13 protein-coding genes and 1 pseudogene are annotated in these 25,836 nt (G+C 41.8%); all 14 read left to right on the top strand.

From position 1 onward, the window contains the following. Window positions 1–261 precede the first annotated feature (261 nt). The 14 genes and pseudogenes from H8S52_RS11955 (at window position 262) to mutS (ending at window position 25,771) form a co-directional block, all read left to right on the top strand. Window positions 262–1,140 carry a DMT family transporter gene (locus H8S52_RS11955; protein WP_022218602.1) on the top strand — a complete coding sequence of 293 codons (879 nt, stop codon included), beginning with the start codon at window positions 262–264 and terminating at the stop codon, window positions 1,138–1,140. 64 nt (window positions 1,141–1,204) lie between these two features. Next, the gene (locus tag H8S52_RS11950; protein ID WP_118940086.1) at window positions 1,205–2,878 is read left to right on the top strand and encodes a DUF6377 domain-containing protein; all 1,674 of its coding nucleotides are present in this window, start codon (window positions 1,205–1,207) and stop codon (window positions 2,876–2,878) included. A gap of 200 nt (window positions 2,879–3,078) precedes the next feature. Further along, a complete protein-coding gene (locus H8S52_RS11945; RefSeq protein ID WP_009121972.1) occupies window positions 3,079–6,165 on the top strand; it encodes a TonB-dependent receptor in 3,087 nt (1,028 codons plus the stop codon). Between the two features lie 25 nt (window positions 6,166–6,190). Further along, window positions 6,191–8,056: a RagB/SusD family nutrient uptake outer membrane protein gene (locus H8S52_RS11940; RefSeq protein ID WP_186909900.1), complete on the top strand. Its 1,866-nt coding sequence runs from the start codon at window positions 6,191–6,193 to the stop codon at window positions 8,054–8,056. Between the two features lie 24 nt (window positions 8,057–8,080). After that, window positions 8,081–9,583: a SusF/SusE family outer membrane protein gene (locus H8S52_RS11935; RefSeq protein WP_186909899.1), complete on the top strand. Its 1,503-nt coding sequence runs from the start codon at window positions 8,081–8,083 to the stop codon at window positions 9,581–9,583. A 12-nt stretch (window positions 9,584–9,595) separates the two neighbouring features. Then, window positions 9,596–11,050 carry a glucan 1,6-alpha-isomaltosidase gene (locus H8S52_RS11930; protein ID WP_118940083.1) on the top strand — a complete coding sequence of 485 codons (1,455 nt, stop codon included), beginning with the start codon at window positions 9,596–9,598 and terminating at the stop codon, window positions 11,048–11,050. Between the two features lie 79 nt (window positions 11,051–11,129). Further along, window positions 11,130–12,596, top strand: a complete 1,467-nt coding sequence (locus H8S52_RS11925; protein WP_225982458.1) for a glucan 1,6-alpha-isomaltosidase — start codon at window positions 11,130–11,132, stop codon at window positions 12,594–12,596. A 29-nt stretch (window positions 12,597–12,625) separates the two neighbouring features. Continuing rightward, the gene (locus H8S52_RS11920; RefSeq protein ID WP_118940081.1) at window positions 12,626–14,791 is read left to right on the top strand and encodes a glycoside hydrolase family 97 protein; all 2,166 of its coding nucleotides are present in this window, start codon (window positions 12,626–12,628) and stop codon (window positions 14,789–14,791) included. Between the two features lie 3 nt (window positions 14,792–14,794). Further along, on the top strand, window positions 14,795–15,670 hold the full coding sequence (locus H8S52_RS11915; protein ID WP_118940080.1) for a FimB/Mfa2 family fimbrial subunit: 876 nt from the start codon (window positions 14,795–14,797) through the stop codon (window positions 15,668–15,670). 24 nt (window positions 15,671–15,694) lie between these two features. Continuing rightward, window positions 15,695–17,332: a fimbrillin family protein gene (locus H8S52_RS11910; RefSeq protein WP_186909898.1), complete on the top strand. Its 1,638-nt coding sequence runs from the start codon at window positions 15,695–15,697 to the stop codon at window positions 17,330–17,332. 299 nt (window positions 17,333–17,631) lie between these two features. Further along, entirely contained in the window at window positions 17,632–19,788 is a 2,157-nt protein-coding gene (locus H8S52_RS11905; protein ID WP_370527585.1) for a glycoside hydrolase family 97 protein, read from the top strand. A gap of 132 nt (window positions 19,789–19,920) precedes the next feature. Further along, window positions 19,921–22,212 carry a glycoside hydrolase family 31 protein gene (locus tag H8S52_RS11900; protein WP_225982453.1) on the top strand — a complete coding sequence of 764 codons (2,292 nt, stop codon included), beginning with the start codon at window positions 19,921–19,923 and terminating at the stop codon, window positions 22,210–22,212. Between the two features lie 244 nt (window positions 22,213–22,456). Further along, a pseudogene (locus H8S52_RS11895) lies at window positions 22,457–22,881 on the top strand (DUF3836 domain-containing protein). Between the two features lie 274 nt (window positions 22,882–23,155). Continuing rightward, a complete protein-coding gene (mutS, locus tag H8S52_RS11890) occupies window positions 23,156–25,771 on the top strand; it encodes a DNA mismatch repair protein MutS (RefSeq protein WP_118940076.1) in 2,616 nt (871 codons plus the stop codon). The last annotated feature ends 65 nt before the right edge of the window (window positions 25,772–25,836 follow it).

Here is a 25,836-nt window from a genome sequence, read left to right as displayed (position 1 = left end):
TTGTGGAAAAAGAACGGTTTGGTTGGGAATGTAAGGACGAAAATGTAACTTTGCCATAACGAAAAACTTTATGCCTAAAGATACGAAAACTTTGGGTAATAACAAAGCCCGGGCTTGAGAAAGTCTGGGCTTTGCGCATAAAAAAAGGCTGTGTCAGCATTTTGACACAACCTCTTTCCGAAGGCGTTTATTAAAGGTGTTATTTCATTGTATTGAAAATAGAAATAGCGTATCTTTGCCGGCAACTTATCCGTGTCGTATATGAATGCGAAGAAAAATTACATTTATCATATTATTGCCATTCTTGTAGTGGGGATATGGGGGCTGACGTTCATCTCTACGAAGGTATTGATAGGATACGGACTTTCTCCGCAAGAGATATTTTTGCTTCGTTTTCTGATGGCTTATCTGGGTATTTGGTTTATCTCTCCGCGCAAACTGTTTGCCGATAATTGGAAGGATGAACTTTGGTTGTTGTCGGGTGGCGTTACGGGTGGCTCGTTCTACTTTCTGACGGAAAATACGGCATTGGAAATTACACTGGCTACCAATGTGGCTTTCATTGTTTGCACGGCTCCGTTGCTCACCACTATTCTGTCTTTGCTGATTTATAAAAGGGAGAAAGCCACCGCTGCGCTGATAGGCGGTTCTTTGCTTGCATTAGTAGGGGTGGCGTTAGTAGTGTATAACGGCCATTTTGTGTTGAAGATTTCACCCCTTGGCGATTTCCTGACTTTGCTTGCCGCTTTTTCCTGGGCATTTTACAGTTTGATAATGAAAAAAATGTCAGGTCGTTACCGTACGGCTTTCATAACCCGCAAGATTTTCTTTTATGGGGTACTGACTATACTTCCCGTATTCCTTGTTCGTCCCTGGCAATTTTCTCTTTCCGGATTTTTGCAACCGGCGGTTTGGATGAATCTCCTTTTTTTAGGGGTGCTGGCTTCTTTAATTTGTTTTGTGGTATGGAATATGATTTTGAAAAAATTGGGTACGGTACGGGCTTCCAACTACATTTATTTAAATCCGCTTTTTACATCGATAGGGTCTGCCGTACTGCTTGACGAACGGTTTACCGTAATCTCGCTCATGGGTGCGATGTTGATATTAGGTGGAGTGTATTGCGCGGGAAGAAGATAGAAAGAGGTATTAACACCAAGAATGTAATAAATTTCATATCTTTGTTGCTGAAAAACCTATAAAAATGAAAAGAATCATCTTCTTCATATCGATATTGTTACATTTCTGTGCTGGACAGGCTCAAAACACCGCTTTTCCCTCTTTGGAAGATTTGGATAGAGTAGTGGCTGAACAACAGAAATATGTTGATATTCGCGAGGGACGTATTTCTGACGTAAAATCAAAATTACGCAAAACCGCATCGGAAGAAGAACGCTATCAGTTGAAGAACTTTCTTTTCAATGAATATTCTTCTTATGTGGTTGATTCCGCACTTCATTATGCGCAGGAAAAACTGGTATCTGCCTATAAGATGAATCGCCAGGATTACATTGACGATTCAAGATTGAATATGGCTTATGTGCTGATACAGGGCGGTATGTATAAAGAAGCATCGGATATTTTACAAAATATTAACCGGGCTACGCTGGCAGAATATCTGGAGAGGTATTATTTCCTCATTTACAATACACTGTATGAAGCTATGGTAAAGTATACCATTATCGAGTCTCAAAGCAAGGAATATCGGGCAAAAGCCATGCTTTATAAAGATTCGATTATGCAGAAAAATGATTCTACCGATGTTTATATACGTGCTGACAGATTGTTGGAACAGGGAGATTATAGCAAAGGATTGCAGATATTACTCGATTTTTACCGCCAACTGGATCCTGATAACCGTGATGTAGCCTATGTGGCCTACTCCATATCCGATTTTTACAGAAGACAAGGAAACAGGGAAGAAGAAAAGAAATACTTGATTGTCTCTGCAATGGCTGATATGAAATGGGCAGTAAAAGAATATATTTCGCTGCGCCGATTGGCCACTATCCTCTATGAAGAAGGCGATATCAACCGGGCATATATTTATATGCGTCGTTCGTTGGATGATGCTACATTCTGTAATGCCCGCCTGCGTACTATTGAAGTGACACAAACATTGCCTATTATCGATAATGCCTATCAAGTCAAAACGAAGAAAGAAAAGAAACAGATGATGATTGCATTGGCATGTATCAGCATATTGTCTGTGTTTCTTATCGGTTTGGTAATTTATGTGCAGCGGCAAATAAAAAAACTATCGGCGGCAAGAAGCGAGCTGAACAAGGCCAATGAACGGTTAAGACAGTTGAATGTGGAGCTTAATTCTGTAAACGAACAACTTCAATCTGCCAATAAAGAGCTCCATGAAACCAATCACGCATTGTCGGATATGAACCAGTCGCTTTCGGAAGCTAACAATATTAAGGAGCTTTACATTACCAAGTTTATGACGGAATGTTCTTCTTACATCGACAAGATGGATAATTACCGCAGAATGCTCAATAAAAAAGCGGCGTCCGGTAAACTTGAGGATTTATTTAAAACATTGAAATCTTCCGTCATTATCGAAGAGGAACTCGAAGCGTTTTATAATACCTTTGATGAAACTTTCCTGCACCTGTTCCCGTCTTTTGTAAAAGCATTCAATTCATTGTTACCTGCAAACGACTCCATTGTGCCTAAGGAAGAGGGTCGTCTGACTACGGAACTGCGTATCTTTGCTCTGATTCGTTTGGGAATCACCGATAGTGAACGCATTGCATCTTTTTTACGCTATTCTAAAGCTACCATCTATTCTTATCGCTCGCGGTTAAGGCTGAAATCGCTGAATCCGGAGCATTTTGAAGAAAATATTATGCAGATTACATCCTTTTAAGTATTGTACGGCATTTATATTTTTATGTCTTGATCTTACTATCAAATATTTGATTTTCAGGTATTTGATAGTAAACTATCTTTGTATTTTAATCTTATATATTTATTTGTATTAGATTAATTTATGATTTTTGCATCAGCCTTTGAATTATAACAAGGACTGATTATAATATCATTTAATAACCAATAAATGTAATTACTATGAATTTAAAGAAAACACTGCTTGTAGGTTCTTTATTTTGCGGGGTATATGTATTTCCGTTATATGCGGAGACTCCATATTCCGAAAGTGAGACTATCGAGCAGCAAAAAGGTATCCGTGTCAGTGGTACTGTCATCGACAAAGAAAAAAACACTTTACCGGGTGTAAATATTATGGTAAAAGGTTCTTCAGGGGGGACTATTACCGATATTGACGGTCATTTTTATATTGAAGTACCTGATAAAAGCAGTATTCTTGTCATCACCTATGTAGGATTTAAAACTCAGGAAATTCCGGTTGGTAATAATATCAATTTTAATATTACTTTATTGGAAGATGTAGAAGCATTGGATGAAGTGGTAGTTGTGGGATACGGTAATCAGAAGAAACTCTCGGTTATCGGTTCCGTACAAACTTTGGAGCCTGCGAAATTACAGGTAGGTTCATCCCGTTCCATGAGTAATAATCTGGCGGGACAACTGGCAGGTGTCATTGCCGTACAGCCTTCGGGAGAGCCCGGGTATGATAACTCAAATTTTTGGATTCGTGGTATATCTTCATTCAGCGGAAATACGTCTCCGTTGGTTTTGGTAGATGGCGTAGAGCGTAGTTTGAATGATATCGATCCGGCGGAAATAGAATCGTTCTCGGTATTGAAAGATGCGTCGGCCAGCGCCATGTATGGTGTGCGAGGTGCCAACGGTGTTATTTTGATTAATACCAAACGCGGTTCGGTATCTGCTCCTTCCGTAAATTTACGTGTGGAGCAATCTATTCAGGCTCCTACAAAGCTTCCTCAGTTCATAGGAGCTGCCGAATATATGAGTTTGCTGAATACGCTTCAGTCCGACCCGAACAAAAGGCTGTTTACGAAAGACCAGATTTTGAAGACTTATTATGGATATGATAAAGATTTATATCCTGATGTAGACTGGATAGATGCGATAACCAAGGATTACGCTAATTCTACGCGTGCAAATCTGACGGTATCCGGCGGTACGGAAATACTTCGCTATTCATTGACAGCTTCTCTTTACCATGAAAACGGAATTATGGGGTCTGATAAAACACTGCCTTACGATACGCAAAGCAAACTGAACCGTTATAATATTCGTGCCAATGTGGATTTGGATTTGACGAAAACGACGCTTTTACGTTTCAATGTGGGAGGCTATTTACAGAATCTTCGTAAATCGAGAAGTAGTACGGATGAACTGTTTCAAGCTGCTTTTGAGACTCCGCCGTTTGTACATCCTGCCGTTTATTCGGACGGTACCATTCCTCGTGTCAGCAATACCCGTAAAAACCCGTGGGCTATGAATACGCAGAACGGTTATTACCGCGGTGGAAAAAGTAAGCTGGAATCTCTTTTTTCTTTGGAACAGAATTTAAAGATGATTACTCCGGGGCTGAAAATGAAAGTGACGTTTGCATTCGATACATATAATGAGAATTTTGTTACTCGCGGTAAGGAACCTGATTATTACAGTGTGGCCAAGTCGCGTAATGATGAAGGAGAATTGGTGCACAGTATTTTGAGTTATGGTAGTGAGTTTTTAGACCATTCAAGTAACGCCAATTACGGAAACCAAAGTACTTATCTGGAAGCTGCCGTTACATATAACCGTACTTTTGACAAACATGCGCTCGATGCGCTTTTCTTATACAACCAGCGTAGCTATGACTGGGGTGATGTACAACCTAATCGTACACAAGGTATCGCCGGTCGTCTTTCTTATACTTTCGACCGCCGTTATATCAGTGAATTTAATTTCGGTTACAACGGTTCGGAGAACTTTGCAAAAGGCAAGCGCTTCGGTTTCTTCCCTTCCGTAGCCATCGGTTGGTTGATTTCAGAAGAAAGCTTCATGAGGAATTTGCAGGAAGACATTACAAAATTGAAGTTGAGAGCTTCTGTCGGTTCGGTAGGTAATGATAATATCGGCGGTCGTCGTTTTGCATATATCACTACCATTAACAGTAATTCCAGCGGTTATCATTTCGGATATACCGATAGCAACTATTACACAGGTATTCAGGAAGGTGAAGTAGGGGTTTCCGATCTGACTTGGGAAAAAGCTCTTAAAATGAATATCGGTCTTGAATTGGGGTTGTGGAACGAGTTGGATGTACAACTGGATTTCTTTAAAGAAAAACGTACCAGTATTTTTATGCAACGTTCTACCATCCCTACCCAAGCAGGTTTCGTGTCTAATCCGTATGCCAACTATGGTAAAGTGAATAATCAGGGATATGATCTTTCGGTAACTTACAACAAACGGTTCAATGATGATTGGGCAATGAGCCTGAGAGGTACTGTCACTTATGCTAAAAATGAGATATTGGAGAAAGACGAGCCGGAATCGGTCAAAGGAACTTACCGTTCCATTACGGGACGCTCCATTAATACCCTGTGGGGATTGCAGGCAGAACGCCTTTTTACGGAAGATGATTTTATAAACGGGGAACTGAAACCCGGTATACCGAAACCTGAATTAGGAACGGAGGTACGTCCGGGAGATATCAAATATGTCGATATGAATGATGATGGGGTCATTACGGAAGCGGATGAAGGATATATAGGCGGAACAAAAGATCCGCGTATGGTATACGGTTTCGGTGGTAACCTGAATTACAAGCAATGGGATTTCAGCTTCTTCTTCCAGGGCTCTGCAGATGCGTATCGCGTTATCGGTGGTTCCGATTATTTTATTCCGGGGAGCGGACAAGGCGTATTGGGTAATGTATACGATAATTATACCGATTGCTGGACAGAAAAGAATCCTTCGCAGGATGTGTTCTGGCCTCGTCTATCAGAGAGTACGAATACCAATAATAACCGTGCTTCTACCTGGTGGAAGAAAGATATGAGTTTCTTGCGACTGAAATCAATAGAATTGGGTTACAGTATTCCTCAGTCTGTTACGCGTAAAATTCATGCCAAGAGCATCCGCTTCTTTGTGAGCGGTAACAATCTGTTCTATCTTTCCAAATTCAAACTTTGGGATCCTGAACTGGATACCGTCGACGGTTTGAAATATCCGTCCATGCGCTCTTTGATGGTGGGATTTGACTTGAATTTTTAATGATAACCAACTATACAATCATATTATGAAACTATTTAAATATATTATAACCGGAGTTTTGGGTATGCAACTCTTGACTTCATGCGTCGATTATCTGGATAAAGAATCAGATACGGAACTGACACTCCCTATGGTATTCGAAGATAAAACCCGTACAGAGGGTTGGCTTGCCAATGTATATTCTCATGTTCCGGATCCTTATTGGGGATACGCGCGGAAATTAGGATGGGATATTCTCAGTGATGATATGACGGCCTCTGAACGGTGGCGGCAATGGGATTGGAAAGTAATTCCGATGCTATTGGGCGAATGGACACCTTCTACGGATTGGGACGGTAACTATTGGTCACGGTTGCCCCAGCTGATACGCGAGGCTAATATTTTTATAGAAAACGTACATCCGCTGCCCGATCAGGGAATCAGTGCTACTGAAGTGACGTATATGAAAGCGGAGATGCGGTTTATGATCGCTTATTATTATTATCTGCTGTCAAATACGTATGGTCCGGTTCCTTTCAAACCGAACTATATAGCGCCGACAGACTTTAATTTGGCGGATTTAATGGAAGGACAACGCCCCTATTATGAAGTGGTGGATTGGGTGGATAAAGAGTTGAAGGAAGTGGCCGAAATTCTTCCTGCCAAATATACCGAAGCACGTAAATACGGCCGTGCTACTTCTATCATGTGTCTTGCAGTACGTGCCCGTATGTTACTTTTTGCCGCCAGTCCGTTGGTAAATGGAAATCCTGATTATGCAAATCATAAGAATAAGGACGGCGAGAATCTTTTCAGTACTACTGCCGACAAGACTAAATGGGCGTATGCGGCGCAGGCTTGTAAAGAACTGATTGATGCCGCTGAAGCTGCCGGACATAAATTGTATACGGAGAAGAATGATGATGGTACAATAGACCCGTTTATGTCTTATCAAAATCTTTTCCTGACAAGATATGATGAAGGGAATACTGAAATTCTGTTTGCACGTCCCGGTGGTTCGGAATATGGGGAATATGAAAAACATGCTACTCCGGCTGCCAGTGGCGGTAGCGGCGGCTTAGGCGTTACGCAGTCGTTGGTGGATGCATTCTTTATGGAAAACGGTCTGCCTATCAATGATGATAATTCCGAATATGTGGAAACAGGTTATTCTGTTTCTGATGAAACTCGTGATAATACAGTGTGGGATACGGAAGTGAACGGAGGAGCGATAAGCAAGAAAAATACTTATAATATGTATTGTCATCGTGAGCCTCGTTTTTATGTTACGGTGAGCTATAATAACTCTTATTTCACACAGGAGAAGCGTGTATTTAATTTTTTCAATGGAAGTGCCGACAATCCGCATACCCATGATGCTCCGCAAAATGGTTATTTGATACGTAAAAAAATCTCTCCGGACTTAAATGTAAAACAGGGTACTTATAAGTATCGTCCGGGTATTGTCTATCGCTTGGGCGAGGCTTATCTGAATTATGCGGAAGCATTGAACGAATCCGATCCGGGTAATGGAGACATTTTGGTCTATCTGAATAAAATTCGTGAACGTGCGGGCATTCGTCAGTATACCACAGGTGCTACGGATGATAATTTTATTCATGTTGATTTGAACGACCAGGCGGAAATGCGCAAGTTGATTCGTGCCGAACGTCGTGTGGAATTGAGCTGTGAAGGAATCCGTTATGATGATCTTCGCCGTTTGAAAGAAGCGGAAAATGTATTGAACGGTGATTTCTACGGAATGAATTTCAGCGGAAAAGATAATTCTTCTTTCTATGTACGTACGCCTTATCTGAAACGGGTATACAAGAAAGCCTATTATTGGTTCCCTATCCATCAGTCGGAAATAGATAAGAATGATAAACTTGTTCAAAGCCCTTATTGGAATTAACGGTTAAAAATGCAATTGATTATTATGAAGAATGCGATAAAAAATATTCTAATGACATTACCCTTTGTAATTATGGGCTGTCAAGATGAAACGGAGCGGATAACTTTGGATTTCCCACAAGACACGATGGGACTGAAAGTTTCTTCGAGTGATGTGGTATTGAATCAGGATTTGGGTAATGAAGAAGCAATATCCTTTACATGGGGAAGTGCTGCCAATCGCGGAGAAGGAACGAAACTCACATATTATTTTAAGATGGATATGGCCGATAATAACTTTGAGACTTCCATCGCAAAAGTAGAAATTCCGGAAGGTGTACAAAGTATCAGTTATACGCACAAGGAGATGAACGCTTTATTGAGCGGGTGGAAGGTAACAACGGGAGAAACTGCCATGTTAGAGGCAGAAATCATAGCTGAAGTTTCAGGAGGCAGTGTATATATGAAACCGGAAATATCCAAGGTGCAGTTTTCGGTGACAGGTTATTATATTGCGGCGAGAGATCTTTTCATTGTAGGTAGCGCCGTTGAAGGGATGGATGCAACTAAATCGCTTAAAATGAATGAGGTGCTTTCCGAACAAAAATATGAATGGGGCGGACATTTGAAGCAAGGTGACTTTAAGTTCATAAAGAGCCGGACAAGTCTGACACCTTCTTATACAAGAGGCGCCGATAACAATACATTGGTTTATAATGAAACGGATGATGGTACGGAAACATTGTTCCACATAGATACGGAAGGGTATTATTTCATTACTGTCGATGTGGAGAAATTAACTATTGCAAGTGAATATCCGGAAAATAAATATGAAAAAGTTTGGGCGATAGGTGATGCTACTCCGGCAGGTTGGACTATTATGAATGCGGTTGGATTGACGAAAATTAATAATATACAGTTTGTTTATGAAGGGGATTTATATGGAGGACATTTAAAGTTTCCGTTGGAATTACGTGAGGATTGGAATATACCTTATCTGATGCCGAAGACGCATGATACAGAGCCTGGCGGTGATAATACTATGGAGTATGTAGAGAAAGAAAAAGTAGAAACTCATGATTATCAATGGAAAATTACGGAATCTCAGGCAGGCAGTTATAAAATAATTTTGGATACTTATCTGATGGAAATAACATTTGAAAAGAAACCGAAAATAGAAATACCTGATAATCTTCCTATTAAAGCTGTTTGGATGACGGGTGACGCTACTGTAACCAAATGGAATACACCATTTAAAATAGCTTTCCTGTATAATCCGGATGAAAAGGAAGGTACGTTTGTATGGGAAGGACATCTCGACTTAGGAGAAATAAAATTTCCCCTGAGTAATACTGAAGGTTTTGAGTGTGATTATTTGATGCCTGAGGTAAATGGTACTTTAGTTACCAATGCGCTGAAAATGGTACGTAAGAATTATCCTGATAATACAGATGAGAACGACTATAAGTGGAGAGTGGATGAAGCCGGGAAATATAAGATATCTCTGAATGTGATAGATATGACAGTTAAATTTGAAAAACTACCGTAATACCAGGTAATTATGATAAAAATATTTATTATACAATTTTTATTGATTGTGGCATCCCTTTTTGGGGGATGCCAAGATGAAGGAACCGGATGGACGCCTGATATGATTCCTGACGAGAATTTGCCGTCTGATGATGATGACGATGAACAGGTGTATGCACCTATCAGTTTGAACGCTCCTTTATATTGGAGTGTATATGAGTATGCCTGGGTAGCCGAACAGGCCGGTAGTAATACGAATATGCCTGAAGTGACTTGGGATGCGAATATTGATTGGGTATCGGAGAATCTTCTGCCTTATGGTTACGGTATGATTTGTACGGACGGCTTTATGTCAATGACAAACGATCCCGGTATTGATCCGGGTGGGTATATGACCCATTATGCCGGTATAAAACTGACGGATTTAGTAGCTAAATGTAAGGCCAAAGGTTTGAAACTGGGTGTTTATGATAATCCGTTATGGGTACACTGCTCGTATGAAACGGTAGTAAAAGGTACGGAAGGTATTACAGTGGGGAGTTTAGTGTACAATTCCGCCAAAGATGATGTTCTTTATCCGGATAAAGGGGATGTCTTTACTTGGATAGTTCCCAGCCATAAAGGTGCTAAGGAGTTTATTGATGGCTTCTTTAAATATTATAAGAAAATAGGAGTAGAGTTTATCCGTATGGACTTTCTCTGTCTGTTTGAAACGGCAGATGGCGCTGGCGGAATGCCCGGTAGAGGATATGGACGTGAAGAATACGAACTCGCGCTGAAGTATATTTCCGAGGCCGCCACAAAGTATCAGGTATTCACTTCGCTTGTGATGCCCAATCTGAAAAATGATGCGGAGTTGGAGAAGAAATATGGTAATATGATTCGGGTAGATGCCGATACAATGAAAGGCGGATGGCAACACTTTGCAAGCAATGGCCCTACATGGTTCAATCCCGATGGATGGCCGTCTACCTCTAATATGTTTACCGGCCTTATCAGTTGGTCGCACATTGCGGGAAGGGGAAAGGTAGTGCTGGATGCTGATTTTACCCGTTTGAATACATTTGATACGGAAGGTGAAAAACAGAGCGTGATTTCTTTGCAACTGATGGCGGGTGGTCCGATTGCCGTAGCCGATCAGTATAATACGATTGTCAGCGGTGATTTAAAGTTTTATCAGAATGAAGAATTGCTGGCTTTGAACAAAGACGGATTTGTAGGAAAACCTTTGTCGGATGATTTGTGGAATGCAAAAAATCAAATATGGTACGGACAGATGTCCGACGGAGACTATATCGTAGGTTTTTTCAATAAAGAAGATAATGAATATGACCGTACACTCGATTTTTCTGAAATAGGCATTGAGGGCAAGGTAAAAGTGCGTGATTTGTGGAAACATCAGGATGAGGGGGAAGCTGAAGCTTCTTTGAGTTATAAGATTCCCGGGCGTTCTTGTAAGATTGTACGGCTGACAAAATCTGAGTGATAATGAAAGTATAATAAAACAAGTATTGTCTTGTTTGAGAAATTCAGGTAAAAATAATGATATGATAAAGAATTTGAATATGAAACTGTTTTTGATGGCATTGACATTCTTTTTCGGAGGATGCGAGGATAAGGGTACAGGCTGGACACCGGATATGATTCCCGATGATCCCGTGATAACTCCCGGTGATGACGCTGATACGGAAGGAATACATACTTATAATGCCCCTCTCTATTGGAGTGTCTATGAATACTGTTGGAAATTGGAGCGCAGAAATGAAGAATTGGTCAATGCCGGTGGGCAAGGACAGGCTATTGATATGTCTGAAGGTTCCTGGCAGAATATAATCGACTATGTGGCGGAAAATCTGCTTCCTTATGGTTACAATATGATTTGTACAGATGGTTTTATGGCGATGGATGGTACTTCCGAGCCCGATCCTATGGGATATATGACGAAATACGGATCGGTAAAACTGAAGAAACTTTCGGAAATGTGCAAGGCTAAGGGACTGAAATTGGGTGTCTATGACAATCCTTTGTGGATACATGGTCCGGAAGAAACCATTATAGAGGGTACTGATAATATTACCTTCAAGGATTTGCGTTATAAGCAAGGTGAAGATAATGTACTTTATCCTGACGCCGACGATGGCTTCTGGTGGGTAGTAGCAAGTCATAAAGGCGCTGAGGAGTACATCGACGGCTTCTTTAAATATTATAAGAATCTTGGTGTGGACTTTATCCGTATGGACTTTCTTTGTTATTATGAAAACGGGTACGACCGCGGTATGAATGCCATAAAAGGTAAAGGGTACGGACGAGAGAATTATAAGCTTGCTCTGCAATATATTTGTAAGGCTGCAAAGAAATACGGTGTATTTACTTCGTTGGTAATGCCCAATATGCATGAGGACGCGGCTCTGGAGCGCGAGTATGGTAATATGGCGCGTATCGTTGGTGATACGTGGAGCGGTGGCTGGCATCATGTGTCTAATTCCGATCGCGGCAAAGTATTTGAAGATTGGCCCAGTTGTGGCAATATGTTCGATGGCTTTACGCACTGGTCTAAATACTCCGGACGTGGTAAAATGATTATGGACGGTGACTTTATCCGCTTGAATACATTCGGTTCCGATGCGGAAAAGGAAAGTGTCATTTCTCTGCAACTCATGGCGGGCGGTCCGGTAGCGATTGCCGATGTGCCGGGAGATAGTTTTGCCAATTCAGATTTGAAGTTTTGCCAGAACGAAGAAATACTGGCTTTGAATAAGGATGGTTTTGCCGGTAAACCTTTATCCGATGTTTTAAATAGTACGAACAGTCAGATATGGTATGGACAGATGACAAACGGTGACTGGGTGATAGGCCTGTTCAATCGCGAAGATTCCAAGCAGTTTCGTTCGGTGAAATTCTCCGATTTAGGTATTGAGGGTAAGATGAAAGTGCGTGACTTGTGGAAACATGCAGATGAAGGAGAAGCTGATAACTTGAATGTGGAACTTGAGGCGCATGCCTGCAAGATTGTGAGGTTGACCAAACTCTGATTGTCTCACTTATGAATAGATAGAGAAATATGAAAAATACAATTAATATAGTGTTATTTCTACTTCTGGCAGCAGTGGGGAAAGCGCAGAATCTTTTCTCACCGGACGGTAATTTATTACTGAAGACAGTAGTAGAAAGGGGAATTCCCTATTACGAACTTTCTTATAAAGGTAAAGCTGTGCTTGCACCGAGTCGTCTCGGATTGGATATTAAATATGAACGCGGATTAATGAACGATTTCAGTGTGAAATCGGTACAGACGGATTCATTGGACGAATCGTGGAAACCGGTATGGGGTGAGCAATCGCTTATCCGTAACCATTATAACGAAATGCTGCTTACCTTGGAACAAGGTTTCAGCGGGCGCACGTTGAATATACGTTTTCGTCTCTTTAATGATGGTTTGGGATTTCGTTATGAGTTTCCCGAACAACCTACTTTGAATAAGTTCGTTATCAATGAGGAACTGACTCAGTTCAATTTGGCGCATGATTATACGGCTTTTTGTATGCCGGGTGATTATGACACTAATGAGTTTACTTACACCACAGCTCCTCTTTCTCAGATACGTGAAGAGATGTCTAAACAATCCGTGGCCATGAAGTCGTATGAAGCGAAATCGGCGGGTGATTTGATAGTACAGACGCCTCTGATGCTGAAAGGGAGTAACGGATTGTACATTAATATCCATGAAGCTGCTTTGGTGGATTACGCAGCTATGGAATTGAATGTAAATGATAAGTCTTTTTGTTTGACTGCCTGCTTAGTACCGGATAAAAACGGTGATAAAGGTTTCTTGCAAACCCCTTGCTTCTCACCTTGGCGCACAGTGGTAGTAAGTGATGACGCAAGGAATATCCTTGCCAGTAAGCTGATTCTGAATCTGAATGAGCCTTGCGGATATGCAGATACATCTTGGATTAAGCCGATGAAATATATCGGTGTATGGTGGGAGATGTTTATCGGGACAGGGAAAGATTGGGCATACAGCAGTTATAATCGTGCAAAACCGGGAGTGACCGATTATAGCAAACTGACTCCTAATGGGCGTCATGCGGCCAATACCGATAATGTAAAAAGATATATTGACTTTGCTGCCAAACATGGTTTTGCCGCCGTATTGGTGGAGGGATGGAACGAAGGTTGGGAAGACTGGACGGCTTATACTAAAAATCGCCAGTTTAGTTTTACTTCTCCCTATCCGGATTTCGATGTAGATGAATTGCAACGGTATGCCCATGAAAAGGGGGTGCGTGTAATGATGCATCATGAAACGTCTGCCAATGCCGCTGATTATGAACGACAATTGGATGATGCTTTCAAATTTATGGTGAATCATGGTTATAATGCAGTAAAAACGGGTTATGTAGGCCCTATAATTCCGCGTTGCGAATATCATGCTTCGCAATGGATGAATAATCATTATATACATGTGGCAAAGCGCGCAGCGGATTTTAATATTATGGTAAACAGTCACGAAGCTGTACGTCCTACAGGGTTGTGCCGTACTTATCCAAACTGGTTGGCGCAGGAATCTGCCCGTGGAACCGAATTTGAATCAATGGGCGGTAATCCGGTGGATCACACTACTATTTTACCTTTTACCCGTTTAATGGGCGGACCGATGGATTATACTCCGGGTATCTTTCAGGGAGATTTGAGTTATTACGAGAACGGTTATAAAAAGGAGCAGCAGGCACGTACTACACTGGCCCGTCAATTGGCTTTGTATTGTACTATGTATAGTCCGCTCCAAATGGCTGCGGATTTGCCTGAGAATTACGAACGTTTTATAGATGCATTCCAGTTTATCAAGGATGTGGCGGTAGATTGGGATGAAAGCAGGTATTTGGAAGCCGAACCGGGTGATTATATCACTGTAGCACGACGTGCCAAAGGTACAAATAATTGGTTTGTAGGCTGTACGGCCGATGAGAATGGGCATGTATCCAATCTTAAACTTGATTTTTTGATTCCCGGTAAGAAGTATATCGCTACTGTTTATGCCGATGCAAAAGATGCCGATTGGAAGAAAAATCCGCAGGCTTATGTTATTCGCAAAGGGATTGCTACTTCCGAAACCAAACTGAAACTTAGGGCGGCTTCGGGTGGAGGCTATGCCATCAGTTTGATAGAAGTGCAAGATAAAGCAGAATTAAGGAAAATGAAAAGTTTACCAACTAATATTTATTGAAAAATGAAACGAATAGGATTATGTAAATTCAATGCTTTACTTCTCTTGGCAGGACTATGCGTGATGGGCAGTTGTGCCGAAGACGAATTACCGGCACCGATGAAGAAAGCGCGGACTGTGGTAAAACTTACGGCAGATTGGTCGGAATGTTCTTCGGCAGCACCGGCGAAATATATGGTGCGTATAGGCAATGAAACACAGGAAGTAACCGGTAATGTAAATAGTTTTTTATTGCTCTCCACAAGTGATTATGGCATGGTGGCGTATAATGAACCGCAAGGAGTTAGTGTTAACGGTAATATAGCTACCCTGAATGCGGTAGCTACAAGGAGTGAGGGAAGTTCTGTCGTTACAGGTAATCCCGATGATTTGTTTTCTGTTTCGGAGGATTTAGTACAGGATGAACTACTTGCTTTGACAGGAGATACATTGCGGCTGACTGTAAAGATGCAACAGCGTACACGTCAAGTTAATATAACAATGGATACCGATGTGGAGAGTATTAAATCGGTGACAGGTATGCTGGATAATGTAGTTTCGAGTATAGACCTAACTACCGGTGAACTGCTGAGTGTGGCTAAAGCTTCTGTCAGTTTTACTGCGTCACCGGTAGCAGAAGGTGAGGCAAGTATGCGGCTCAAAGGTACTGTGCGTCTATTGGGGGTATCTCAAGAAAAAGCCCAGCGGCAGATAATGACGGTGGAGATAACTAAAGAAGATGAAACAACTGAGACAATAACTACCGACCTTACTGAAGTATTGTCTAAACTTGACGAAGGCGGTAATACGCCGTTGGATATAGAAGGAAGAGGTGGGTTCAACGGTAATGTCATAAATTGGGTTGTGGAAGAAAAAGGAGATTTAGATTGGTTAAAATAATTAAGAACTTTAAAGACTTAAGCAATGAAAAAGAACACATGTTTTGTTATGCTGGCTGCTTTGATGATGGCAGGTTGCAGCAATGAAATAGAAGAACAGGTAATGGATAGCAGACGGGTACCACTGCAAATAAATGGTGATATCAATATGCTGATGACACGTGCGGCAGATGACTATTGGGATGAGAAGGACGCTATCGGTGTGTATATGGTAAGTGCAGAAAATAGCATAGTAGGTGATGTAAGTAATTATCGTTATGTAGTAATTGATAAGAACAATGGTAATTTTTCTCCTGACGGGGAAACTAATACGGCTTATTTTCCCGAAAGTGATGATGTTGTGAATGTAGTGGCTTATTATCCGCAAGGAAATGTAGTTGAAAATAAATTATCGTTGGATTTAGCTAATCAGGATGAGCAGCCACGTATAGATTTAATGTCAGCAAAAGCAGAAGGTGCAAGTAAAAGTACTCCTATTATTAATCTTGGATTTAAACATCGTTTGACTAAACTTTTTTTTGAAATAGAAGGTGATGTCAATACCGATGGTATATATGCTGCAATAGGCAATCAATATACTGATATTCAGTATGATATTTTGAATGATAAGTTGTTGATTGCTGATGGGAGTGAAAAAAAAGACATAGTTATGAAATATTGGAATTTGAGTAATTATCGTTTTACAGAAGCTATTGTGTTACCCAATGAAGAAAACAATAGTGCAGAAGATCGTAAATTGACATTTCAATTGAATGAAAAAATATTTAATGCGACGATTAGTAACAGTACTACATTTGAAGCTGGTAAGAAGTATACTTATAAAGTTAAATTTGAAACAACTCCTTCAGGAAATATAAATGTAAGTATTACAGGAGTAAGCATTAAGAATTGGGACGATGGTGATATAAGTGATGATAATATAATAGTTCCTGGAACATTGAAATTTGATAGATTATACTTGGCAAGTGGTTTCACGGATTGGGGACGGCCGTATGAAATGATGAAAAGCGAAGATGGGAAAACCTTTACTTGGACAGGAAATGTAAAAGATGATAACCAAGAAATAAAATTTGCTCTCCTTCAACAAAGTATTATTGGAGATGTACAATTAATGCCTAATATGAATGGAACAACTAATAAAGAAGTAGAATTAAATGTGGAAATGAATGCATATCCTGTGATATATTATGATAATGAATCCATTAAACGTGATAATAAGTGGGTGATAAAAGAAAAAGGTACATATACTGTCACTGTTAATGTGGAAACTATGAAAGTAGAAGTGGAAAAGTTAGATGTTGTTTATTTGGTTGGAAGTGTTTTATCAGTGGAAGAGGGTGAAAATCAAAACAATGGTTATGATTTGAAAAGAGCTCCCTATTTTACAAAGATAGATAACGATAAATATGAATTGATAATCAACTTGCATGAGGGTGACTTTAAAATACTCTCCAAAATAGAATATACTAATACTAATGATGATTATTATGCTCCTGAGGCAAATACTCCATTTGCAATAGGAAGTAACATGAATGTAGATTGTCGTCAGGAGAATGGTAGAGATTACAAATGGCAAGTAACTGAAGCCCAAACCGGTACTTATAAACTCACTCTGAATACTTCCGAATTGGAAAATGTAACATTAACCGCAGAGAAATTATAATCAGCAACAACTGAATCAACAGGGTGAAATAAAAGTTTTCAGGATTTTATAAAAAGCTTATATCCTCATTCATAAATACATGTCTATATTAACGGAATAATCTATGAATGAGGATATTTTTTGTACTATTAAAAGCCTTTTAATAAAGGCTCATATAGTAAAGGGGCGGGGAGGTATAATCAAGGAATAGATATAGGTTATACAAACTGTCAGTTAGTGATATGAATTCAGATAAATCATACAGATTTATTTATTATTTACTTAAACAGGTACTTTTGAATATGAAACAAACTTTTCAAATGATAGTATTGGTAACTTGTGCGTTGTTTATGGCACTGACGGTGCAAGCGCAGAATGCTACCAAGGTTTACCAACAGGTTTCTCCGGACAATAATGTCCATCTTTCTTTTGAACTGCAAGAAAAAGGCAAACCCTCTTATTCTTTACAATACAAGAAATCTCAGGTTATCAATCCCAGTACCTTGGGCCTTGAACTGAACGGGCAGGAAAGCTTGCAGGAGGGATTTGAAGTAGTAAATACCTCTACATCTTCGTTCGATGAAACTTGGCAACCGGTGTGGGGAGAGAATAAGGATATACGTAATTATTATAACGAACTGCTGGTGGAACTGAAGCAAACATCGACCGGCCGTTTTATGAATCTTCGTTTCCGCGTGTACGACGATGGGATAGGCTTTCGTTACGAATTCCCTCAGCAGAGGAATTTAGTCTATTTCGTTGTCAGGGAGGAACATTCGCAGTTTGCCATGAGCGGTGACCATACTGCATGGTGGATTCCGGGAGATTATGATACACAAGAATATGATTATACGGAGTCTAAACTTTCCGAAATCCGCGGGTTGCTGCAAGGCGCTGTCAGCGGTAATGCTTCGCAGACTGTTTTCTCGCCTACCGGTGTGCAGACTTCCCTTCAGATGAAAACGGCCGAAGGACTTTATATCAATTTGCACGAGGCTGCGTTGGTTGATTATTCATGCATGCATCTTAATCTGGATGATAAGAATTTAATATTCGAATCATGGCTGACTCCGGATGCGGTAGGAAACAAAGCATATATGCAGAGTCCTTGCCATACTCCTTGGCGTACGGTGATGGTGAGTGACGACGCACGGAAGATATTGGCATCGAATCTTATTCTTAACCTGAATGAGCCTTGTAAATATGAAGATACTTCTTGGATTAAGCCGGTGAAGTACATCGGTGTGTGGTGGGAAATGATTGCCGGTGGAAAGCCATGGGCGTATACTTGGGATATTCCTTCGGTGAAACTCGATGAAACGGATTATACCGGGGTGAAACCCAACGGGGTTCATCCGGCTAACAATGCTAATGTAAAGAAGTATATTGATTTTGCCGCCGAACATGGCTTCGACCAAGTATTGGTGGAAGGCTGGAATATTGGTTGGGAAGATTGGTTTGGCAATTCTAAAGATTATGTTTTCGACTTCCAAACTCCTTATCCCGATTTTGATATTAAAATGCTGAATGAATATGCTCATTCAAAAGGGGTGAAACTGATGATGCACCACGAAACATCATCCTCTGTACGTAACTACGAACGGCATATGGAAGCGGCTTATCAGCTGATGAATAAATATGGATATAACTCGGTCAAGAGTGGTTATGTGGGGAATATGATTCCCCGCGGAGAACATCATTACGGACAGTGGCTTAATAATCATTATCTGTATGCTGTGACTGAAGCTGCGAAGCATCGTATCATGGTTAATGCCCATGAGGCAGTACGTCCTACGGGACTTTGCCGCACGTATCCAAACCTGATTGGTAATGAGTCTGCCAGAGGTACGGAATACGAGGCTTTTGCCGGTAACAAACCTTTTCATACCACTGTGCTTCCGTTTACTCGTCTGCAAGGCGGCCCGATGGATTATACCCCTGGTATTTTCGAAATGGATATGAATAAATTGAATCCCAATAGTCATTCTCATGTAAACTCCACCCTTGCGCGTCAACTGGCATTGTATGTCACTATGTATAGCCCTTTGCAAATGGCTGCCGACCTTCCGGAGAATTACGAACGTTTTATGGATGCTTTTCAGTTCATCAAGGATGTAGCGGTAGATTGGGATGAAAGCCGTTATCTTGAAGCCGAACCGGGACGTTATATTGTGGTTGCCCGTAAGGCTAAGGGAACGGATAATTGGTTTGTAGGCTGCACCAGTAACGAGGACGGTCATATTTCAGCATTGAAGTTGGACTTCCTTGATAAGGATAAGAAGTATATTGCCACTGTCTATGAAGACAGTAAGGATGCCCATTATCGAACTAATCCTCAAGCTTATACCATTCGGAAAGGAATTGTGTCGGCCAAATCTGTATTGAAAATGAAAGCAGCGCCGGGTGGCGGTTATGCTATCAGTATCATGGAAGTTACGGATAAGGCTGCAATGAAAGGAGTGAAGAATCTGAAATAATATTTTAATTGAAACATTGAATGCCCAATGAATGGACTTAAGAAATCTTCTTCTCAAAAGAAACCCTTGCAACAAGGGTTTCTTTTGAATTTTAAAAAGGGGAAAACAATTATTTGTTTAGTTGCCCTACTAATGCTGGCAACCGCAAAGACTTCAGCGTCCGATAATAATCCGGTTGCCAATCCTGAAGCGGTGGTGATTTGCGGAAAAGCGCGCTTCACTGTTCTTACACCGGAAATGATTCGTATTGAATACAGTGCTAAAGGTATATTTGAGGACCAAGCTACGTTTACCGTAACCAATCGTAGGCTGAAGGTGCCACGTTTCAGGAAGAGGGAAGACAATACGTATTTGTATATAGTTACCGATAAGGTAAGGTTGAAATATCGCAAAAGTACAAATCCGGTGACAACTCCTGCGTCTCCTGAAAATCTGACCATAACTATCGATAACAATGGATGTGAGTCTGTGTGGTATCCCGGTAAATCAGATTCGTTGAATCTTAAAGGTACCTGCCGCACTCTTGACGGAAGTAATGGAGATAATAAGCGTGCCGAAATGGAGAACGGATTGATATCACGTTCCGGATGGGCTGTCATAGACGATTCATGGGCTGCCATACGCTCTGACGGTGGGCGTTCTTATGCTCTCCGGCCCAATGCGGATATGGAGTTTGACTGGTGGGCGGAACGCTCCGATACGGATGCTCTTGACATCTATTATCTGGGTTATGGTAATGATTATAAGAAAGCTATTTCCGACTACACTAAAATTGCGGGTAAGATACCATTGCCGCCCGATTATGTATTCGGATATTGGTATAGCAAATACTCTGCTTATTCGGCAGATGACTACCGCCGGATTATGTCTGAAATCGAGGATAATAAGATTCCTGCCGATGTAATGATTCTGGATATGGATTGGCACTGGAACGTAGGAAATGGACAATCCGGAGATAAAGGTGGTTGGACAGGATGGTCGTGGAATACCAATCTGATTCCGAATCCTAAGGGCTTGCTCCGGGATATCCATGATAATAATTTTAAGATTGCCCTTAATCTTCATCCTGCCGACGGTATAAACAAGAATGAATCGCCTGTCTATTTCGCGGCAATGAACTCGGAACTTAACGGTAAGTATCTTAACGACAAAAAAGATAATATCTCTTGGAGCATTGACTATACGGATTTTACAAAATCATTCTTTAAAAATATCATCCGTAATCACGAAAGTGAGGGAGTTGACTTCTGGTGGATTGACTGGCAGCAACATCTTACAAGCAATGATACTTACGGATTGAGTGAAACATTCTGGTGCAATCATATATTCTTTAACGATATGGTGAGAAAACGTACAGACCGCAGACCTGTAATTTTCCACCGTTGGGGAGGCTTGGGCAGCCATCGTTATCAGATTGGTTTTTCGGGCGATGCTCTTATAAACTTTCAGACTCTTGGCTTCCAACCTTATTTTACGGCTACAGCTTCGAATGTAGGGTATGGCTATTGGGGGCACGATCTTGGCGGACATGCGTTCACAGATGAGAGTATTGTAAATGATCCGGAACTTGTACTTCGTTGGATACAATTCGGAGTGTTTACACCGATTTTCCGTACACATGCGACAAACGATGCACGCATAGAACGTCGAATTTGGAAGTTTGATAATTTTCCGACGATGCTTGAGGCGGTACGGCTTCGCTACTCGCTTTTTCCCTATCTCTACACTATGGCCCGTAAAGCTTATGATACCGGTATATCTGTTTGCCGTCCTCTGTATTATGAATATCCGGATAGTGAGGAAGCTTATGTCTATGAGAACGAGTATTTTTTCGGTGATGATATCCTTGTAGTTCCTATTACTGAAGCTGCTGTTGATGGTATCAGTGCCAAGGAAATCTGGTTTCCTGAAGGAAAATGGTGGAGCGTATCTACCAATGAACTTATTGAGGGACCGTGTAAAAAGGTTATGAATTTCACACACGAGCAAATACCCTATTTTTTCAGACAAGGGGCTATCATACCCTACAACCCTCCTACTGTAATGAATGTTACCGAACGTCCGGATAATCTAATCCTGAATATTGTAGCCGGTTCTGATGGTGAAAGTTCTTTATATGAAGACAGTGGAAATAATAGTGATTATGCCACTATGTACTCTACAACAGCTCTGAAACAAATAGCTGATGGAAATAGAGGTAAGTATATTATTTCTGCACGTCGGGGTAATTATAAGGGTGGCGCGTCTGTACGTTCATATACGTTGCGGATATTTGATACTGCCGCACCCGTATCCGTAAAGGTGAACGGTAATACTGCTGTATCGTATGTTTATGACAAAGATAAAAGATGTACTACGGTCGAGGTTCCTGCCATAAAATGCTCCACAGGAGTTAAAGTTGAAGTTATCTATTCGAAAGAATAGATAACTTCAAATCTGTTTTTGAATACGTTATTGTCGAAAGATATTTTTCGGCAGTTGCATTTTTTATAATGTTCGCTTTTGCGCGGACAGTTGTTCGGAAATGAACACAGCTTTGTTTTAGATAATCGTTGATTTTCAGTTGTTTATAAGTTTGGCACAGCAATTGACTATATATAGCCGAAGGCGCTCGGCAAAGAAAGCCTGAATAACTCAAACTAATAATAACAATAAAAACATAACGATTATGAAGACAAATGTAATTCTTAAGGCAGTGGTAATGGTAGCGTAGTAATGGCAAGCGTATTAAACTTCTCTGCGAATGCAATGAATCCTACGGATTACGTAAAGAACGAGGAAATGAGCGGCGAACTGGTAACAGCCCGGACAATCTTCCGTAATGAGGATGGTTATTTATTCCGTCACCTGCGTTATACTTATGGCTATGACAATGAGAGTCGTGTAATCAGCAAAGAAGCTTCCAAATGGGACAGTGTAAAAGAAGCGTGGGTTCCTTACTTTAAGCTGAATATCGAATATACGGGTGATGAGGTTTCTTTGAGCTATGCCCGTTGGAACTCCAAGGACAATGCTTACAATGATAATATTGAAACCAGCGTTTACGAACTGAATCACAATGACGCTACTTTGATGCTGGCAAGTGTGAAATGAGACATACAGGCATAAAAAAAGGAGTACCGCTGTACTCCAACCTTTGTTAACCTTAAATCTAATACTATGAAAAACACATTGCAAAGGTACGGACTTTTGGGAAATCTCCAAATAAAACAAATAAAAAAGTGTGTTTTATAACACGTTTTAGCAAAAATACCCACTTTGTTAAGGCTTACTAAGGATTTAAACCCTCTACATACGTATTTTCTAAAAAAGGATTATCTTTGTCCTGCTTAATCAAATTACATTAAAACTCTAAACAGATACCGCTGTGAACGAAGATATTGTCCTTACCCCGATGATGAAACAGTTCCTTGATTTGAAGGCGAAACATCCCGATGCCGTCATGCTGTTTCGTTGTGGCGACTTCTATGAGACTTATTCCACCGATGCTATTGTAGCTTCTGAAATTTTAGGCATTACCCTGACAAAGCGTGCCAATGGCAAAGGGAAAACGATTGAAATGGCCGGTTTTCCTCATCATGCGCTCGATACGTATCTGCCCAAGCTGATACGTGCAGGCAAGCGCGTAGCCATTTGCGACCAGCTGGAAGACCCGAAGCTCACCAAGAAACTGGTGAAACGCGGTATCACCGAGTTGGTAACACCGGGTGTGTCCATTAACGACAACGTACTGAATTACCGGGAAAACAACTTCCTTGCCGCCGTTCACTTCGGTAAAGGCGCTTGCGGCGTGGCATTTCTGGACATCTCTACGGGTGAGTTCCTGACCGCCGAAGGGCCTTTCGACTATGTGGACAAGCTGTTGAATAACTTTGCTCCGAAAGAAGTGCTTTTTGAACGTGGCCGTCGGGGAATGTTTGAGGGTAACTTCGGCAGCAAGTTCTTTACATTCGAGCTGGAAGACTGGGTATTTACGGAAACCACCGCCCGCGAGAAGCTGCTGAAACACTTTGAAGTAAAGAATTTGAAAGGATTCGGCGTGGAACACCTCAAGAACGGTATCATTGCTTCGGGGGCTGTCTTGCAGTACCTCATTCTGACGCAGCATACGCAGATAGGGCATATCACTTCGCTGGCGCGCATAGAAGAAGACAAATACGTCCGCCTGGATAAGTTTACGGTGCGCAGCCTGGAGCTGATGGGCAGTATGAACGACGGCGGCAGCAGCCTGTTGAACGTGATAGACAAAACTATCAGTCCGATGGGAGCCCGTCTGTTGAAGCGCTGGATGGTGTTCCCCCTGAAAGATGTGCAGCCCATTAATGAGCGATTGAACGTAGTGGAGTATTTCTTCCGCCAACCCGACTTCAAGGAACTGATTGAAGAGCAGTTGCATTTGATAGGTGACCTGGAACGTATCATCTCCAAAGTAGCCGTGGGGCGTGTCTCTCCCCGTGAGGTGGTTGCCTTGAAAGTAGCCTTGCAGGCAATCGAGCCTATTAAGGAAGCCTGTATGGATGCCGATAACGCCAGTCTGAACCACATTGGTGGGCAACTGGACATCTGCCGCGCCATTCGTGACCGCATCGATAAGGAAATCAACAACGATCCCCCGTTGCTCATCAATAAAGGCGGCGTGATAAAATCCGGCGTGAATGCCGAGCTGGACGAGTTGCGTCAGATAGCTTATTCCGGTAAGGACTATCTTTTGAAGGTACAGCAGCGGGAGAGCGAACAGACGGGGATTCCCAGCTTGAAGATAGGTTATAACAATGTGTTCGGTTACTATATCGAAGTGCGCAATGTGCACAAAGATAAAGTGCCGCAAGAATGGATTCGCAAGCAGACGCTGGTCAATGCCGAACGCTACATTACGCAGGAATTGAAAGAGTACGAAGAGAAGATACTCGGCGCCGAAGACAAAATACTGGTACTGGAAACACAGCTTTACACAGAGCTGGTACAATCGCTGAACGAGTTCATTTCCGCCATTCAGATTGATGCGAACCAGATAGCGCGTCTGGACTGTCTGCTTTCCTTTGCCACCGCGGCCCGCGAAAACAATTATATCCGTCCCGTAATCTCCGACGACGAGGTGCTGGAAATACGCCAGGGACGTCATCCGGTCATCGAAAAGCAGCTTCCGATAGGCGAGAAGTACATAGCGAACGATGTAATGCTGGACAGCAGCACGCAGCAGATAATCATCATTACCGGTCCCAATATGGCGGGTAAGTCGGCGTTGCTCCGTCAGACCGCTTTGATTACGCTTATGGCGCAAATCGGTAGCTTTGTTCCGGCCGAAAGCGCGCATATCGGTTTGGTGGACAAGATATTTACCCGTGTGGGAGCCAGCGATAACATCTCCGTAGGCGAGTCTACGTTTATGGTGGAGATGAACGAGGCGGCGGACATATTGAACAACCTTTCTTCCCGCAGTCTGGTGCTCTTCGACGAATTGGGGCGCGGTACTTCTACTTACGACGGTATTTCCATTGCGTGGGCCATTGTGGAGTATATCCACGAACATCCGCGCGCCAAAGCGCGCACGCTCTTCGCCACGCACTACCATGAACTGAATGAGATGGAAAAGTCCTTCAAGCGTATCAAGAACTATAACGTGTCGGTGAAGGAAGTCGACAATAAGGTCATTTTCCTGCGCAAATTGGAACGCGGCGGCAGTGAGCACTCCTTCGGTATCCATGTAGCCAAAATGGCGGGTATGCCCAAAAGTATCGTGAAACGCGCCGGTGATATATTGAAACAGCTTGAAAAGGACAACCGCCAGCAAGGCATCGCGGCCAAGCCGATGGTTGAAGTGGGAGAGACGCGCGGCGGCATGCAGCTCAGTTTCTTCCAGCTCGACGACCCGGTGTTGTGCCAGATACGCGACGAGATACTGAACCTGGATGTGAACAACCTGACACCGCTCGAAGCGCTGAACAAGCTGAATGACATCAAGCGGATAGTCAAAGGAAAGTAACCTGCGATGTAAGTCGGGTTTCAAAGAATGAAACAAAAATTTCTCCTGAGGGAACGGTTTGTTTC

This window comes from Bacteroides sp. NSJ-48 (genome assembly GCF_014287405.1).
GTDB classification, from domain to species: domain Bacteria; phylum Bacteroidota; class Bacteroidia; order Bacteroidales; family Bacteroidaceae; genus Bacteroides; species Bacteroides stercoris.
Note: the sequence above shows the minus strand (reverse complement) of the source record. Positions and strands in the feature narration are given on the sequence as shown.